Source organism: Bifidobacterium hominis, assembly GCF_040095915.1.
GTDB classification, from domain to species: domain Bacteria; phylum Actinomycetota; class Actinomycetes; order Actinomycetales; family Bifidobacteriaceae; genus Bifidobacterium; species Bifidobacterium hominis.
This window is the reverse complement of record NZ_JBBMFR010000009.1, coordinates 1-16,777: the sequence shown is the minus strand read 5'-3', so window position 1 is coordinate 16,777 and position 16,777 is coordinate 1. Positions and strand designations below refer to the sequence as shown.

Below are 16,777 nucleotides of genomic sequence, written 5' to 3'. Positions count from 1 at the left end.
TCGAAAGCTTGCTGCGATTCCGCATGCCCTCGTGGAACACCAAGCCTTCGTAGCGTTCTCATCGCCCTTGACATTCGGGCGGCTTCTATCGTCGGGCTACATTGTAACTCGCTTGGCGGCATCGAGCAGCCGTTCAACCACGTCTTCGCGGCTCATGCCCGTCTGCGAGCGCATCGGATCGACTCGTTTTACCGCTGATTTCACCGCTTTGTCCGACATTTTTTCGCGTGAGGTGTTCAGCACCCGTCCCATTTTTTCCGCGTCGATATCGTAGGCGAGGGTCACATGGTGCAGTACGGCGCCAGGCCCTCCTCCTACTGGCGTGAAGCGGCGTTGCGCGGCTCCGCCGAGTTTGCCATATTGCGTGGCGATGTCGTTGAGACCGGCGAATCGTACGTCGAGACCGAGTTCCTTAAGCGCGCGCACCAGCCAGAAATCGCAGAGCCGGTATGATTCCTCGACGCCTATGCTTTGGGTGAAATCGAGCGGCGCGTATAGCGAGTAGGTGATGGTGTTGCCCGGTTCGATGAACATTGCCCCGCCGCCGGTGCAACGTCGGACCACGGTAAATCCTTCCCTCTGCGCGACCGCCGTGTTGACTTCGTCTTCGAGTGATTGGAATTTGCCGATGACCACCGCCGGCGCGGCCCATTCCCAGATACGCAGCGTGGGTTCGCGTTTTCCTGCCGCCACTTCGCGCGCCCATGCGATGTCGGTTTCCATTTGTTCGTTTGGATTTCGCGGTTTGTCATGGATGACGGTCGGTTTCAGGGCCCGCCAACGTTCCAGATATTCCTCTTGCGTCAGCGCATTATGCGTTTCCAGTTGTTCCCCGGAATATTGTTTCGCGGACCGCACGATATTCCCGTTGTTCGTTGCATCTTCCGCATTGCGCGATTCGCTTCCTGTGATTGCGCGGAGGAAAGCGATGGCGATGCCCTCTTCCGTCATGCCCACCAATCGCACGTTCGGATAGTTCGCGGTAATCGCTTGCAATCGTCGCGTAATATCGCGTGCGGGCGCGCTTTGCTGGCTTTGCAGCAAGTTTTCCAAATCCTGCAATAGTCGGCGGGAATCCTTGTCATTGCCGTCAAGAAAGAAATCGCCGTCGATCCGGCATTGTTCTACGGATTGGGTGGAGCTTGCGCATTCGCGGGAATATGCTGGAACGGCATCAGAAAGCCGGACGGAAACCCCTACGAGTTTTCCACCCGGCTGCTTGTACAGGCCTCTGCGCATCAATCTTGGAGCTCTTGGCCACGCCCGTCGCGGTGCCAGCTGGATCCGTAGCTGGAACACAGGATGAGGACGGCTTCGATCAGAGCCCAGATTCCGGAAATGATCGGTCCGACAAGGATGATCCATCCGATCAGGGTCAGCAACAGCTGGGCCACGGCCTTGCCGGTGTAGCCCAGATAGAAGTTGTGTATGCCTAGGGTGCCGAGGAACAGGCCAAGAAGGCCGGCGACGATCTTCGACTTCTGCGCGTAGCCGTAGCCTGGCTGCTGTTGGGCCGCCTGATAGTAGGCCTGCTGCGCGTAGATTGGCGGCTGATTGTATGCGGGCTGCGTGTATTGGGGCTGCGCCGGCTGCTGATCATAGGGGGTCTGCGCCGATTGTGCGTAATCCGCCGGTCCATACATCGGCTGGCCGTAGCTAGGCTGAGCTGGCTGCGTAGGCTGCGCGTAAGCGGGAGCGGCCAAGCCATCTGCGGGCACGGACGAACCGTAGGCAGCCGGCTGACCATATGGCTGGGCATTGCCATACGTACCGTCGGGAATGTTGTTGCCCTGCGCGTCCGGGGCATGTCCCTGCACAGGCTGCTGCGATGCATACTGGTTGGGATTGTACGGTTGCGCTGCAGGCTGATTGCAGCCATCCTGGAATTGTCCGAAATCAGCTTGGGTCGAATCATTCGACGCGTAATAGTTGTCTTGTCCGGAATTGTTGTAGCCGGCATTGTTGTCACTCATGTTTCCAACAATATCCCATAATTTGCCTTATCTCTTTCATCTACCCTGAAAGCAATCCCTGAAATCCCCCTGAATATACGTGAAGCCCGTCGAACCAAGCATGAAGCTCGATTCGACGGGCGTTTCAACAGGCGAATGGATCCGGCAAAATCATATAATCCGGATCATGCCCGTCACATGCGGGCCAGAATGTCGCGTCCGACCTCGTCGGTGGAGCGGGTGGTGGATCCCAGTTCCTCAATGTCGGCTTCGACGGCCGCATCGATCTTGGCTGCGGCTTCGTCGAATCCAAGGTGGCGCAGCAGCATGGCTGCGGAAAGAATCGCGGCGGTCGGATTGGCCTTGTTCTGACCTGCGATATCTGGAGCGGAACCGTGGATCGGCTCGAACATGGACGGGTATTCGTCGGAAGCGTTGATGCATCCGGAAGCGGAATAGCCAACGCCACCGACCACGGCGCCGGCCTCGTCGGTGATGATGTCGCCGAACAGGTTGTCGGTGAGGATCACGTCGAAACGGGACGGATTGGACACCATGAAGATGGTGGTCGCGTCAATGTGCAGATAGTCATGGGAGACTTCCGGATATTCCTCGGCGACCTTGTCAACGATGCGCTGCCACATGTCGCCCGCGTTGACGAGCACGTTCTTCTTGTGCACGAGGGTCACATGCTTCCTGCGCTTCATGGCCAGCTGGAAGGCGTAACGTACCACGCGCTCCACACCGTAGGCGGTGTTGATGGAGACTTCGGTGGCCACCTCGTTCGGGGTGCCGCGACGCACCGCTCCGCCGGCGCCGCAGTACAGGCCTTCGGTGCCTTCACGCACTACAACGAAGTCGATGTCGCCCGGGTTGGCGAGCGGGGAGGTCACGCCCTTGTACAGCTTGGAAGGACGCAGGTTGACGTACTGGTCGAGATCGAAGCGGAGCTTGAGCAGCAGACCACGTTCCAGAATGCCGGCCTTGATGCGCGGATCGCCTACGGCGCCCAGCAGAATCGCATCGGTCTTCTTGATGCGCTCCTCTTCCTCTTCCGGAAGAATCGCACCGTCGCGCAGGTAACGCTCGGCACCAAGATCGAAATTCTCGTAATCGAATTCGGCGACGCCCTCGGCCGCCTTCTCCAGAGCCTTCTGGGCCCACGGAGTCACTTCCTTGCCAATGCCATCGCCCGGAATGACAGCGATGGTGTACTTCTTTGCGGAATCACTCATAGCACGCGACTCTAGTCAACGAATCAGCACGTGGACACGTAACGCTCAACTAGTGGACACTCCATATGGCGTCGTCGGCGGCCACGAACGTGTCACCTTCATTGATTTTGACGTCGTATGGCACTTTCCAATGCAGTTCGGTGTAGGACCCTCAAATCGGGGGCCCTACAAGAAACGCCGAACATACACGGTCGGACACAAACGAATTAATGCGTAATACCCATCATCGCAAGGCACCAAGCATTCTCATAGGAAATCTCCTCCCACTGCTTATACCTTCCGGACGTACCCCCATGACCGGCCTCGACCTCAATCTTCGCCACGGCATCCACACCAGCGCGCTGCAGGCGAGCCAACCATTTCATCGGCTCCACATACAGCACACGCGTGTCATTCATCGACGTGGTGATGAAAATCTTCGGGAAAACCACAACCCGATCATCATCGGCATCAGCCGGCGCATTCTCATACGGCGTATATTCCTTCATATACCGATACACGTCCGCATTATGCAACGGGTCGCCCCACTCGTCCCACTCCGTAACCGTCAACGGCAACGACGGGTCAAGAATCGACGTCAACGCATCCACAAAAGGCACATCCGCCTCAATACCGGCAAAACATTCAGGAGCCAGATTCGCCACGGCACCCATCAACAGGCCACCGGCGGAACCACCATCGGCCACCGTGCGAACAGGAGACGCCAAACCGGCACGTTGCAACGCACGCACGGCATCAACGAAATCCTCAAACGAATGCTTCTTATTGAGCAGATGCCCCTGCTCATACCAGGCACGACCCATCTCACCGCCGCCGCGAATGTGCGGCACCGCATAAAGCACGCCACGATCAAGCATACTGATGCGAGACACCGAGAATCCCGGATCCGAACTGATCTCATACGCGCCATAACCAGTAACGAACATCGCCGAATCACAAGCAGGCACGTCCCGACGCCACACCAAGGAAACGGGAATACGCTCGCCATCGCGGGCGGTGACCCACACTCGGCGTTCCATATATTCGCGCGGCTCAAATCCACCAAGCACGGTGGCACGCTTCAACAGGCGATCCTCACCGGTTGCCGGATCGACATCATGCAGCTCGCCGGGGCGCGTATAGCTGGCGAACGAGTAGCGTATACGGGGCGCATCATATGAAGGATTATCTCCCGTACTAATCGAATACAGGCGCCGGGTCTCCCCCGGCATCGCATCGGCAGTCGCGCCATCCGACGAAGTCATCGCCTTACGGGAAATCCCATGCACGGCCGATCCTTCGCCTTGCGCAGCGGCCAACTGGTCGAGCGCACCCCACACTTCGGCACGCTCCACGTTGATCTCGTCCACCGACTCATCAACATCCCAATCGCCTTCCAACGCGTGCGGAACCAGCTCGGTGAACCGCCATGGGCGACCTGCAAGAAAATCCTCCGCGGCCGCATCCTTCGTCATCACCGCAATATGCGGCAGACTTTCCGCACGGTACTGCAACGCCACGTAATGCCGATGAATCGAAATTCCCTCGATGCCAAGACCATGCGCACCCTGCAAAATGGCGGGATTGCAAGGATTCGAATACGGCGTGCCGATCGGCATCGAAGAAGCGCCCGGTTCAACATCGTCGCCATGCTCGCATCCGTACGGCGAGCCGACGGCCACACGCACACCCTCACCCAAACGATACGGGGGCTCATGCGAACGCATGTCAATCACATCGATTTCGAAATTCGGGTTCAACGCATTGTGGTAAACCACGGCGAGCGGAATGTCCTCGCCATGCTCGCCGGCACCTTCGAAACGGCTGAAGCTCACGTCATATTCCACATCCGGCTCGCGCGGAATGAACGCACGGAATTCACCTTCCGGATCGTCAGTGGAAAGCAGCAGCACTTCGGTGGTGGTTTTCGATCCGGTGCCGATCACCAGATTGCGTTCGTCGAACGACAAGCCGATGCCCACCCAGAATCGTTCGTCCTGTTCGCGATACACTTCCACATCGTCGGTGACGGGGGTACCAACGCGGTGTCGCATCACCGCATATGGACGCCATGCGTCGTCGAGCAGCACGTAGAACACCCATTGCGCGTCCGGCGTGAAACAGGCGCCGCCGATGCCTTCGAACACTTCCGGCAGTTCATCGCCGGTTTCGATATTGCGAATACGGAAATTGTAACGTTCGTCGCCGCTGGTATCAGTGCCGTACAGCATCCAACGTCCGTCTTTGGAAACATCCATGCCACCAATGCGGAAGAAATCGTAGCCTTGCGCTTCGGCATTCGTGTCGAACACCACTTGTTCGCCGTCGAGGGGAACGCCGATCTCAATGGTCGGCGGATCCCAATCGTCTGCGCTTCGAATCGGCACACGGCATTGCACCGCATACTGCTGGCCTTCCTTGGTGCGTGTGAAATACCAGTAGCCGTCCATGCGCGTTGGCACGGACATGTCGGTTTCCTGCACATGCGATTTGAACTCGTCGAACAATGTGGTGCGTAGGTTTTTCAACGCTTCCATGCGCTGTTCGCAATACTGGTTCTGTGCGGCGACGTAATCCTGCACGTCCTGCGATTCCTTGTCGCGCAGCCATTCGTACTCATCGATGAAGGTGTCGCCGTGGAACACGCGCTCCGTCGGCACGCGTTTCGCGATCGGCATTCCGCATTCGCCCAGACGGCTCTGACGGCTCTTGTCGTTTTCCTGCGCGCCCGTTGCGTCCTGTTCACCCCGAAAATCAGTCATGCAGGCGATTATACCGGTATCGCGTTCCCAATCCAGCGCAACGCGCATCCCCCTTGCTGTAAGTGGAAAGAAAAACGTCAGACACCCAGCTGTTGTTTCAGGAACGGCAGCATGGTTTTCATCAGATTCGAGCCAGTCGTTCCCGTAAATACAGGAACGTCGGTGACTGGAATCGGCTGCGTGGCCGCACGCCCCGCAACGGTGCCGAGATTACCGGAGGCCTCGCGTGGAGACAGTTGCCGTATGCCGATCGCAAGCACACGCCCCGGATACCGACGTGCGATCGTGGCGTACGTGGTCGGATCCTTCTGCCCATCATCGCCGATCAGAATGAACTTCATATCGGGAAAATCAGCCATTAATTGTTCGGCATACTCGAGTTTGTGCTGCACTCCGGAAGGAATGAACGTTTTCGGGCGGGGATCGAGGTCACGCAGCAGCAGCGGCCCTTCCGGGAACCCATGGTCGGCAATGAAATGCCTAATCGAGCTTTCCACGTTCCACGGCGACGTCGACAGATAGAAGAACGGGGCATCCGGAAACATGTCCGCAATGCGGTTGAACAGCAGATTCATGCCCGCCACCGGCATTTTCTTCTTCGGATTGAGCAGCAGCAGATTGTAGGCCGCTTTCATCAGGCTTGGCGCCTGCGTGACCATGACGGTGTCGTCCACGTCGGAGATTACACCGACTTTCGTGCCGCTGGGAATGGTGAACAGGTTGGCTTTGACCGGCTTGCGGCTACGCACCTTGTACGACACGTCATGCACGCCGGGTTCGAGCGAATGTTCGGCCACGAGATCGAGATAGCCTGCGGAATCGGATGCGGCGAATTCGCTGGAAACATTGCGCTGCGCATCCACTTCGTCATACACTTCCGACGCCCCCACCTGCACGGTTTCGAGGGGCACGCCGTCGATGGCGATGCGCACCTTCGTATGCGGCGAGGGGATAGTGAGCATGGCGCGGATGCCTCGGGTCAGGCGTCCCGCCTGGCGTTTGAATGGGCCGTACACGGTTCGGCAGATCAGGCGCGAGTAATGTTCGGTGCCATAGCCGACATACGGTTCCACGCGCGGATACCAATTGAGATTGCGTACCATATTTGTCGAGACCGTCACCCACCCGTTGAACGCTCTGGTGAGGGCACGGCGGAACAGCTGTGTCAGCGGAGGCTTGACTTCGATACGCTCATGTTTTGAAGCGGCATCAAAGGTGGTGACCACCTTGCGTGCGGGAATGGGCACGGTCGGCATGTCATCTTCGGATATGACATCCGGTTCACGCTGGGGCAACGGCTGTGGTTCGGTCATATCCCCACTATAAAGGCGATTGCCGAACTACTTAGTGCCCCAGCCATGAAAATCAGGGATTATTCAGGGAACGGTAACGATTTCATACCTGATTTCGCATGCGGTTCCCTGTTCCGAGACGTTTTGCCGAATCTTTTATTCCGCCACGATGTTGGCGTATTCCTCGGAGGAAAGCAGTCCCGGTTCGTCATCCTCAAGCTCGATTTTGAAAATCCAGCCTTCGCCATACGGATCGCCGGTAACGATGCCCGGATCGTCGGCCGCTTCGCTGTTCACATAGCGGATCACGCCAGCCACTGGAGTGACCAGCGGCGTGACGGCTTTGGAGGATTCCAATTCCGCCACTTCGTCGCCGGCCTGTACTTCGGTGCCGACTTCCGGCAGATCGATGTACACGAGTTCGCCAAGCTGGTCGGCCGCATATTCGGTGATGCCCACCATGGCCGGTTCGGTGGAGGCGTCCACCCACACATGCTCGTCGGAGTATTCGAGATGCTCGGGAACGTCCAGATTCGGCCTGTTTTCGTTTTCTTCACTCATGAAAACTCATTCTATGTCAATTGCGCGCATTTCCCATAGCGCGGTACCGAAACTTGTTACGGCAGATCGTGGCCGAGCCATTCTTCGATCATGTAGCGGGCGATGGTGGCCTTTCCGGGGGCTTCCATACGCCCTGTTACCAGCTCGTTCATATATTCGTCACGGGTCATCCAACGCGCTTGCAGGGTCTCGTCACCGTCCACATGCACGTCGGTGGTATTGGCCACGCCCTTGAACGCCATCATGAGCGAGGCTGGGAATGGCCATGGCTGCGATCCCAAATATTTGAGTTCGCCGAGGTCGATGCCGACCTCCTCTTTGGCTTCGCGCCGGCATGCGTGCTCCAGATTCTCGCCCGCCTCTACGAAGCCTGCGGACACGGAATACAGGCCGGTGTTGCGCCATGCGCTGTTGTGCTGCAGCAGCAGACGGTCCTCATGGTCCACAATCGCCGTGATAACGGCCGGCTCCACTCTGGGGAACAGCAGCCGTCTGCCATCCGCTTCGCTGGTGCACCGCTGCGCCCATCCGCCCAACGCCGGTTCGGTCGGAGCGCCGCACGTGGGGCAATGGCGTTGGCGCGCATGCCACACACCTAGCGAAATCGCCGTTGTGGCCTGGCCAGCCTCACGCGCGCTGGCATGTGGGGCGAATCCGCGCAGGTCAACCCAGTCGAATCGTTCCGCTGCGTTTTCCAACAGCGATTTCGACGTCTTCGCTTCCGGTTCGCGCTGTTCGTCGAACGCGTCGTCCGCGCCCATATGCTCGCTGCTTGCGGCCACCGGCTCTGCAGCCTTCACACGAGACACGTCAACGGCCACCACATGCTCGTCACGCTTGCCGCCATATGAGCCGAGGAATATGGCGAGCGCCGTCGGATGCGTGTGCAATTCCGCCGCTACATAGGATCCGGGCAGCTGTGTCAAACGCATGTGCACGTTGGCGTAGTCCGCGATGGCGCCTTGTCCGCGTGGCACCGCCACCATGCCGTCTTTGACGAGAATGACTTTCGTAGCAGGTTCCAGCAGCACTGTGTCGAACAGGTCGGGTTCGTCGCGTCTTGAAACCTCATAGTCGATGTCGCCTTGCGCAAGTGGCAGGAACGGCAGTGCCTGAGTCAGCGCCAGTGGCGAGAACACGCTCATCGATTGCTTCTTTCTTTGAATACGATATATAGAAGATTTTTTCTATATAAATCGTATTTTCTTTATATTTTTGTATATCTGATTACGCTATTGACGGTAGTTGCGGGAATATCGGCTACTGCACTCTGCGCACCAATGCAAGCAGTGCGTCGGCAACCGCCTGCGGATGCTCATAGGCGCTGAAATGACCGCAATCAAATACCACCGTCATATCCGCGCTCGTAGCCGTCATCGCATCGGCGATCGGCGCCATCACGCTCGGCGGACTCGACGGATCCTTGTCGCCGCAGATCACCGCGACCGGCGCTGTAATCGACGACAGCACATCGTTCAGGTCCGGACGGCCAGCAGCCATGCGTTCACGCCAGGCGATGCCTTCGGCCGGCTGCTCGTTGATCCATGCAGTGAACTGTTCACGGTAAGCGTCCGACTGTTTGATGGTTGAATCCTCAAGCGTGGCGGCGGCGAATCCCATAACCGGCTCATGCGTGCCCGTCGATTCGCATTCCTCGGCGATCGCGATGCGTTTCGCACGCATCTGATCGGAATCAGCGGCGGCCTTCGTGTCGCATAAGGCCAGTGCGGCGACGGCTTCGGGGTGCAAACGCTGAATGTCGAGAATCAGGTAGCCGCCCATCGAAAGACCCACCCAAATCGCCTTGTCGTATCCGGCAGCGTGCAACAGGTCGACGTAAGCGTCGGCCATGCGGTCCAAACCGTTGGGGAAAGCGCCGTCCGTGTCTTTGCCACCGCTGTTCTCGTCGGAAGGAATCGGCCCTTCTCCCGCACCGGGCATGTCGGGAGCCCAAATCGGGAATTGTTTCACGCCATGTTCCGCAGCGGTCGTTTTCAACGCATCCGCGCATTCGTTCCACATACGGTGGTCCACAGGGAACCCGTGCACCAGCACCACGGGAAGCCCCGCCCCTTCGCAATACACATTGTTATGCAATTCGATCGTCATATGCGCTCCTCCATTACTCTCCCCTGTTGTTCATGCATTCGCAGCCTATTTGCCGGTCCAAGCAATCGCCTGACGCACAATCGTGCCATATCCGTTGCTCATCTGGTTGACGAAAGTGTCGAGAATCTCGCTGTTCGGATTGACCCATTCCACGTCGAGCGTCTCGTCCTGCGGCTTGCAATCGCCCGCGATCGGCACTACATAGCACAATGCGATCGCATGCTGGCGGGAATCGAAATAATCGGACAGTCCTGGCGTCGGGAAAAACTCAGCCACGGTGAATGGCTGCAGGCTCACTGGCAACTGCGGCAACGCGATATCTCCCAAATCCTTGGCGATATTGCGCGCCACGGCCTCACGCAACGATTCGTGGTAGAGCACGCGGCCGGCGATCAGCGTTCGTTCGATGCTGCCGTCGTCAGACACACGAAGCAGTGATCCGACCTGTGAGACACGTCCCAGATCATCGGTGCGCACCGGCACCACAAGCACGTACGGGATCGGCATTTCACCTCGCATACGGTTGATTTCGCCGGAAGCAAGCCATCCTGGAGGGTTTCCTATTCCGCGGATGAAATCCTCCGGCGTGATGTCGTCGAATTCTCCGCGACGGCGGCCTGCATCGAAATCGCCCTCGTCGGGCACTTCATCATTCATCACTGGCATAGTCCCATTATCACGCATCTTGTGTGAATTGGCTGGAAAAGCGTGCGATGGAAGACGATTCCTCTGATAGCGGATCTTGCGCATGCCGGGAATGCGTCGGGTTGGGGCACGGTTATATACTCCAAAGCAATCGCATACGAGGGGTGCAGCCCGTCACGCGCGTCGATGGAACGAACAGCAAGGAGCAATCATGGCAACGCATGCAGTCACTTCCGAGGATTTCAATCAGATTGTGGAATCCAACGATCTGGTATTCGTGGATTTTTGGGCGACCTGGTGCGGTCCGTGCCGCGCATTCGGTCCGACGTTCGAAAAGGCGAGCGAAGCGAATCCCGACGTTTATTTCGCCAAGGTCGATATCGACCAGAATCCGGATCTCGCTTCCGCGGCCAAGGTGCAGGCCGTGCCGACGTTGATGGTGGTCAAGAACCAGCAGATCGTGTTCCAGCAGGCCGGTGCGTTACGTGCGTCGGATCTGGACGATCTGATCGCGCAGGCCAAGGCGTTGGATGTCAACGCGGCCGCTGCCGAAGAGGCTGAGGCGCAGGCGGAGTAGGCTGAAAATTACAACGATTTCAAAGGTGTCGTTCGATGGTAAACATCAACGGCACTTTTTGTTTTGCCCGCCTATTGCGTACGCTGGCTTTGCCCGCCTGTTGCATATGCGCCCGCTCGGTTTCCATGGCGTGAGGTAAACTGGCTTGCTAGATGTGCGCTTTCCGGCGAAGCCTCGTGTGGCAGCGCACCGCATGCCGGGCATGCGTGAATTCGCCGAGGATCTGAACGCGCGTTTAGGAGCAGAATGGCTAACCACAGCAAGCACGCCCAGTCGTCTACCTTCGCCATGCCGAGCAAATCCTCGCTGGTGAAGATCGCCGCAACGGTTGCGGCGGTGGGCCTGTTGGCTACCGGCGGCATTGTGTCGCGCAATCTTTACACGTCCGCGGAGCGGAACACGGCCAATCAGGTCACGGCTTTCTCCGTCACCGATTCCGCGGAAGCGTCCCGTGGCAATGCCCGCGAGCTGCTTAATGGAGACACCTCGTACGTCACCGTGAAAATCAACGGCAAGTCACGCGTGGTGCCCGGCACCAATTTCACCGACGTGAAGTCCGTGCTTGACGCGGGTGATATCACGCTCGAACCGGAAGACACGGTCTCCCCTTCGCTCACCACCAAGGTCGATGAGAAAACCGTGATCACCATTCAGCGTGCCGGCGCGAGCGTCGAGGTTTCCGACACCGCCATCGGCTTCAATGTCATCAAGAAGGAAACCTCAAGCCTGCCGGAAGGCCAGGAGAAGGTCGAGACGGAAGGCGAGGAAGGCGTGATGGAAACCACGAACCTCGTGACCAAGTCCGGTGACACCGTGGTTTCCTCCAACATGATCAGCTCGTACGTGAAGAAGGCTCCGGTCGACAAGGTCATTCTCGTTGGCACCGGCTCCACTTCGTCATCCTCCTCCAGCGCTTCCGCGTCGATCGGCACCACCGTGCCGGCGGGCGAAATGCAGCAGTGGGCGCACGATTATCTGCTGTCGAACGGCTACACCGAAGCCGATTTCACCGCCACCGTATACATCATTACCCATGAGTCCGGCTGGAGCGTCACTGCAACGAATCCAAGTTCGGGAGCCTATGGCCTGCCCCAAGCATTGCCTGGCAGCAAGATGGTGAGCGAGGGCGCCGATTGGGCTACCAATTACCAGACCCAGCTCAAGTGGTTCTGGGGCTATTGCGCACAGCGTTACGGTTCCATTCAGGGAGCCTATTCGTACTGGCTTGCCAACCACTGCTACTGATATGCGTTGCCATCTGATTTCAACCCGATCAGATGGCAAGCTCGTATTGAAAGTTTATGCTGACTGGTGATTGATATTTAATTTTCGTAATTCAACGCATATAGTTTGAGCCTTGTAATATTTGAAGATATTACGAGGCTCAAACTATATTGTGATTCGATATACCACTAAGATACTATCGGTTTCACAGGGCGTTGTTGGCGCCGATCACCGTAGCTTCCTTGACGTCGTCGATCTTCCTGCGCTTGCGGCCACCATGGCCGGCCTTCGGACCGCGCTTGCCGACGGTGCCGCTACGAACCCCGTTCTTGGCGTCGAAGAGGATCACGCGCTCATCGCTGTGATATTCACCTTCCAAAGCAAAGTAGGCGATCTTGTCTGCAGGCACTTCCGGGAAAGTGAAGAACTTCTGCGTTGCAACAAGCAGGTCAAGATTGCGAGTGGTCACGGAAGCCGGACGATCAGCGTTCGGATTGTTGAACTGAACCGCGAAATCGTCGTTCTCGTCGCACACCTGGATTGCGAACTTGCCGCGCTCGTAATTCACCAGCAGCTTGACGAATTCCGGACGACCGAGCACTTCGGAAACACCCTTGGAAAAACGAACGGATTCAAGCATGACCGTCATGGTCAACTTGCCACCAGTTCTTTCGCCAACTTCTTTGAAACCATCAAGAACGGACATGTAAATCCTTCCTTTACTGTAAATAACTACGTGAAATACTGTACCTCATTGTCAGTAATAAAAAATGCCTCCCTTTCTATTATTCAAGAAAGGGAGGCGATTTTCTTGCATCAACGCAATGCGCAGCCTAGTAGGAACCGGTACCGCGGAAGACTACGAGCACGGTCTTCGCAAGAATCGCGAGATCTCCAGCGATGGACCAATTCTCGATGTACGAAACGTCCAGATACTCGCTCTGTTCCTGCGAAAGATCCGAACGACCGGAAACCTGCCACGGACCAGTAATACCGGGCTTCACCAGCAAACGCGTGGAATACAGGGAGCCATAGCGGGCAACCTCGTCAGGCAACGCCGGACGCGGCCCAACCAAAGACATATCGCCCTTCAACACGTTAAAGAACTGAGGGAACTCATCCAACGAAGTCTTACGAATAAAATGGCCAATTTTCGTAATACGTGGATCATCCTTCATTTTGAAGATAAAACGATCGCTCTGGCCATTCTCTTCAGCAAGCTTCTTCTTCAACTCTTCTGCATTGGTAACCATGGAACGGAACTTGTACATGGTGAACGGCTTACCATGTAACCCGACACGCTGCTGAGAGAAAAACACCGGACCACCATCATCGAGTTTGATGGCAATAGCCACACCAAGCATAATCGGCGAAGAAATCAACAACGCGCAAGCCGAACCTATGATGTCGACGACACGCTTCACCACAGCAGTAGCAGTAGTGTATTGCGGCAGACTCGCCAACAACACCGGCTGCTCAGCAGTATTACGCAAATACAAGCGATGCCCGCTCACGTCAGCCAAAGACACAGCCAGGGCAAGCTCCATACCCAAAGATTCCACTGCAAGAGAGATACCATGCAGCATTTCGGAATCACGAGACAGCACGTCGGCAACATACACTTCTTGAGCGCCAAGGCTTTCGCACGTGCGGGGGAACGCGGAATTAAACGGGATCACCTTCAGCATATCGGCACCCTCAACGGTGGGATCCGGCTCGAACGAAGTGACCACATACGCGTCTTTCTTGCTGCCGTCAGCTTCAATCGGGCATACTGCGACCGGCGAATACCCCCAATTGGAATAATCCTGCATGGTACGCAACGCACGGTTAATGCCGTCGGAAGAACCAATCACCACGGTCTTATACTTGCAAGAACCTTTTTTGCGGCTGCGATGCAACCACTGACGCATCTGCCAACGGGCAATCACTTCCAGAAAGAACGCGATGATCGGGGCAACGATAAGTGCCGTTCGTGGAAGCGCAAGTTTGAAAATAAACGCAACCGAGCAATACGTGATAATAGTGAGCAGCGAAGCGTTGATGATCTTCGCGTACAGCTCATAGCCCTCCGCCATCACATGCCTATGGTATGCACCGACGATCGTAAGGCTCAATACCCAAATGGCACTGAAGCAAACAAGAAATAGCCAGAATGGCATGACGCTACCGATGGCTTCATATGCAGAATTGTTTGCCCACAGGCTGAACGCGAGAGAAACCAGCATGACGGCAAGGTCGACCATTACCAGACAGGCAACGAACGAATACCTCCACCCCGGAACGACCTGCTTCTTGGCCCGCTTGCGGCTACGCCCGTCCCCATCAACGGGAAACGGCGTGTTCGAGAATGTCATCGGTTCAAACTGCGAAACGTTTTGAGCTTGATCCTGAACATGCGCCCGCTGCTTATGCCATGCGTTGGAGGAAACAATATGTATTTCCTCCGTCTTTGGCGTTGAATCCGAATCGCAGGAGTTCCCTCGCATGTCCAATCCCTTCAGTCTAGCTCTTACACTCCATCCCTCTAAGGCAGACTACACCCACCCCCCCCCCCGAGTAACATCCACCACCCTAGAATGGCATAGAAGGGTGATGGATGTCGGTACTCCCAGAATCAGCCGCGATCGACAAACTCAATGTCTGCTGATCATACGAAGTTTCTGCAGTATTGCAGGACTTTCTTCCGTCAATAGCGATGCGTCACCGTGAACTGCGGGTCGGCGCCAAAATCGCGGTTGACCACCATCTGCGTGAGATTGTCTTCGAATTTGCCGGAGTCAGACCATTCGAAGCGGATCAGCGATTCCGTTAGAATGCCGATTCTCCAATGCTCCCCCTGCAGGGTCGATGCTTCGCGCATATTCGGCCGCGCCTTACGCACATACACCGCAAACGGCCCATCCGTTGCGTTCGCCGCACTGTTCACAGCGTCATTCACCGCGCTCTCTGCACCCGTTCCGATGTCTGACATAATAACCCCCTACGTTTCTGCCATGACAGAGCCCCACCCCCGAAAAAGGCCTACGAGCAACCCCCTATCTCGCGCAACATTCCATCCTCGCAACTTATGACGATTGACAAAGGTGCTAAAACCATTTATCATCGGTTAGTGAATTTGATTAAACGATTTACCATCGTGTAATGCCGCACGGTCTCGTTTGATCGGCAAGCTTCGGCGAGGCGGTCGCAAGCTTGGATTATTCGCAGTTGCAAGACTGTGGAAGGAGAAACACTATGAAGAAAATCATCCTTGATTTGGACACCGGCATTGATGATACCCTTGCCATGTCGTATGTCCTCGCTTCAGAAGACGCTGAACTGATTGGAATTACCGGAACCTACGGAAACGTGCTATTGGAAACGGGTGTCGCCAACGATCTTAACCTTCTGTCTATGTTCGGACGTGAGGATATTCCGGTATTCAAGGGCGTCTCTCATCCAAGCAACGCCACCGATTTCGCAGTCCCCGACAGCTCCGGCATCTTCCACGGAAAGAACGGCACCGGAAACGTCGACATTCCCACTCGCGCGACTCGCAAAGCCGAAGAAACGTCAGCCGTGGATTTCATCATCGACTGCGCACGCAAGTACGGCAAAGACGAACTCGTGTACGTTCCCACCGGCCCGTCCACCAATATCGACGCAGCCTTCGCCAAAGCTCCGGACATCATCGACAACATCACCATCGTGATGATGGGTGGCTCACTAACCCAGCCAGGCAATTGCAACCCCTTCATGGAAGCCAATGTTTCCATGGATCCGGAAGCTTCAAATCGTCTTTTTGCAACTTCCGCAGACATCACCATGATCGGTCTCGATGTGACCATGCAGGTCCTACTGACCAAAAAGGAAACACAACAGCTGCGCGACACGGGCACGAAGGCCGGCACATTCCTGGCAGATATGACGGACTATTACATTGACATCAGCGAGCAGGAGGATCCCGCATTCCAGGGAGGCTGCAATCTGCATGATCCCTTGGCCGCCGCAGTGGCGATCGATCCGACGCTGGTCACCACATACCCAATCAACCTCATGGTTGAGACCGAGGGACCAAGCATCGGACGAACCATTGGCGATCCGGCCCGCCTGCTGAGCCAGCCGAAGAACACGAAGGTCGCGCTTAGCGTCGACGCGGAACGTTTCGTCGGCCGACTCATGGAACGTCTGCTCAAGCTCGCTCGAGAATCCGAGTAGCCGCGAAGAAGCGGACTCATGCGGAAAGCAGACTTATACGAAAACACCCTTACACAAAGCTTTATACAAGGAGAAAAATGTCTGATTCCACCCAAGCCGTAAATACGACGGCTACAGACGATTTCGAAGACAACCGTGCGAAAACAAAGAAGGCCCTCCCCGCCTTGAACCGCACCCCGATTGTTGGACTGAAGAAATTCAGATTCGATGATCGGAGGTGCGGTTCTTTCGTATGCGTGAG

The 16,777-nt window shown here is 56.5% G+C and carries 15 protein-coding genes; 3 read left to right on the top strand and 12 right to left on the bottom strand.

Annotation, left to right across the window (positions count from 1 at the left end; translation table 11 throughout):
- Nucleotides 1-96 precede the first annotated feature (96 nt).
- From WMO36_RS07190 to WMO36_RS07150, 9 genes are all read right to left on the bottom strand, one after another.
- Nucleotides 97-1,239, bottom strand: coding sequence for a lipoate--protein ligase family protein (locus WMO36_RS07190; RefSeq protein WP_337510025.1), 1,143 nt, complete (start codon nt 1,237-1,239; stop codon nt 97-99).
- The gene (locus tag WMO36_RS07185; RefSeq protein ID WP_099571713.1) at nt 1,239-1,973 is read right to left on the bottom strand and encodes a TM2 domain-containing protein; all 735 of its coding nucleotides are present in this window, start codon (nt 1,971-1,973) and stop codon (nt 1,239-1,241) included. The genes WMO36_RS07190 and WMO36_RS07185 overlap by 1 nt, the downstream gene beginning before the upstream one ends.
- A 173-nt stretch (nt 1,974-2,146) precedes the next feature.
- Nucleotides 2,147-3,187: a 3-isopropylmalate dehydrogenase gene (locus WMO36_RS07180; protein ID WP_003835420.1), complete on the bottom strand. Its 1,041-nt coding sequence runs from the start codon at nt 3,185-3,187 to the stop codon at nt 2,147-2,149.
- Between the two features lie 206 nt (nt 3,188-3,393).
- Entirely contained in the window at nt 3,394-5,844 is a 2,451-nt protein-coding gene (locus WMO36_RS07175) for a S9 family peptidase (protein WP_173405882.1), read from the bottom strand.
- 161 nt (nt 5,845-6,005) lie between these two features.
- Nucleotides 6,006-7,241 carry an App1 family protein phosphatidate phosphatase gene (locus tag WMO36_RS07170; RefSeq protein ID WP_349077195.1) on the bottom strand — a complete coding sequence of 412 codons (1,236 nt, stop codon included), beginning with the start codon at nt 7,239-7,241 and terminating at the stop codon, nt 6,006-6,008.
- A gap of 135 nt (nt 7,242-7,376) precedes the next feature.
- Nucleotides 7,377-7,781, bottom strand: a complete 405-nt coding sequence (gcvH, locus tag WMO36_RS07165) for a glycine cleavage system protein GcvH (protein WP_039199161.1) — start codon at nt 7,779-7,781, stop codon at nt 7,377-7,379.
- 56 nt (nt 7,782-7,837) lie between these two features.
- Nucleotides 7,838-8,926 (bottom strand): NAD(+) diphosphatase, encoded by a 1,089-nt coding sequence (gene nudC, locus WMO36_RS07160; RefSeq protein ID WP_099571716.1) that lies wholly within the window; start codon nt 8,924-8,926, stop codon nt 7,838-7,840.
- Nucleotides 8,927-9,041: 115 nt separating this feature from the next.
- Entirely contained in the window at nt 9,042-9,890 is an 849-nt protein-coding gene (locus WMO36_RS07155; RefSeq protein WP_349077194.1) for an alpha/beta fold hydrolase, read from the bottom strand.
- A gap of 45 nt (nt 9,891-9,935) precedes the next feature.
- Nucleotides 9,936-10,556, bottom strand: a complete 621-nt coding sequence (locus WMO36_RS07150; protein WP_039199164.1) for an NUDIX hydrolase family protein — start codon at nt 10,554-10,556, stop codon at nt 9,936-9,938.
- Between the two features lie 190 nt (nt 10,557-10,746).
- On the opposite strand from WMO36_RS07150, the gene trxA reads away from it, so the two are divergent.
- Both trxA and WMO36_RS07140 read left to right on the top strand, forming a co-directional pair.
- On the top strand, nt 10,747-11,112 hold the full coding sequence (gene trxA / locus WMO36_RS07145; protein ID WP_039199165.1) for a thioredoxin: 366 nt from the start codon (nt 10,747-10,749) through the stop codon (nt 11,110-11,112).
- Nucleotides 11,113-11,358: 246 nt separating this feature from the next.
- The gene (locus WMO36_RS07140) at nt 11,359-12,357 is read left to right on the top strand and encodes a resuscitation-promoting factor (protein ID WP_337510017.1); all 999 of its coding nucleotides are present in this window, start codon (nt 11,359-11,361) and stop codon (nt 12,355-12,357) included.
- Between the two features lie 184 nt (nt 12,358-12,541).
- On the opposite strand, the gene WMO36_RS07135 is transcribed toward WMO36_RS07140, so the two are convergent.
- From WMO36_RS07135 to WMO36_RS07125, 3 genes are all read right to left on the bottom strand, one after another.
- A complete protein-coding gene (locus WMO36_RS07135) occupies nt 12,542-13,042 on the bottom strand; it encodes a hypothetical protein (protein WP_003835436.1) in 501 nt (166 codons plus the stop codon).
- 127 nt (nt 13,043-13,169) lie between these two features.
- The gene (locus WMO36_RS07130) at nt 13,170-14,825 is read right to left on the bottom strand and encodes a sugar transferase (protein WP_180753742.1); all 1,656 of its coding nucleotides are present in this window, start codon (nt 14,823-14,825) and stop codon (nt 13,170-13,172) included.
- A 200-nt stretch (nt 14,826-15,025) separates the two neighbouring features.
- The gene (locus tag WMO36_RS07125) at nt 15,026-15,310 is read right to left on the bottom strand and encodes a hypothetical protein (RefSeq protein ID WP_186291056.1); all 285 of its coding nucleotides are present in this window, start codon (nt 15,308-15,310) and stop codon (nt 15,026-15,028) included.
- A gap of 263 nt (nt 15,311-15,573) precedes the next feature.
- On the opposite strand from WMO36_RS07125, the gene WMO36_RS07120 reads away from it, so the two are divergent.
- On the top strand, nt 15,574-16,536 hold the full coding sequence (locus tag WMO36_RS07120) for a nucleoside hydrolase (protein WP_302694710.1): 963 nt from the start codon (nt 15,574-15,576) through the stop codon (nt 16,534-16,536).
- Nucleotides 16,537-16,777 lie beyond the last annotated feature (241 nt).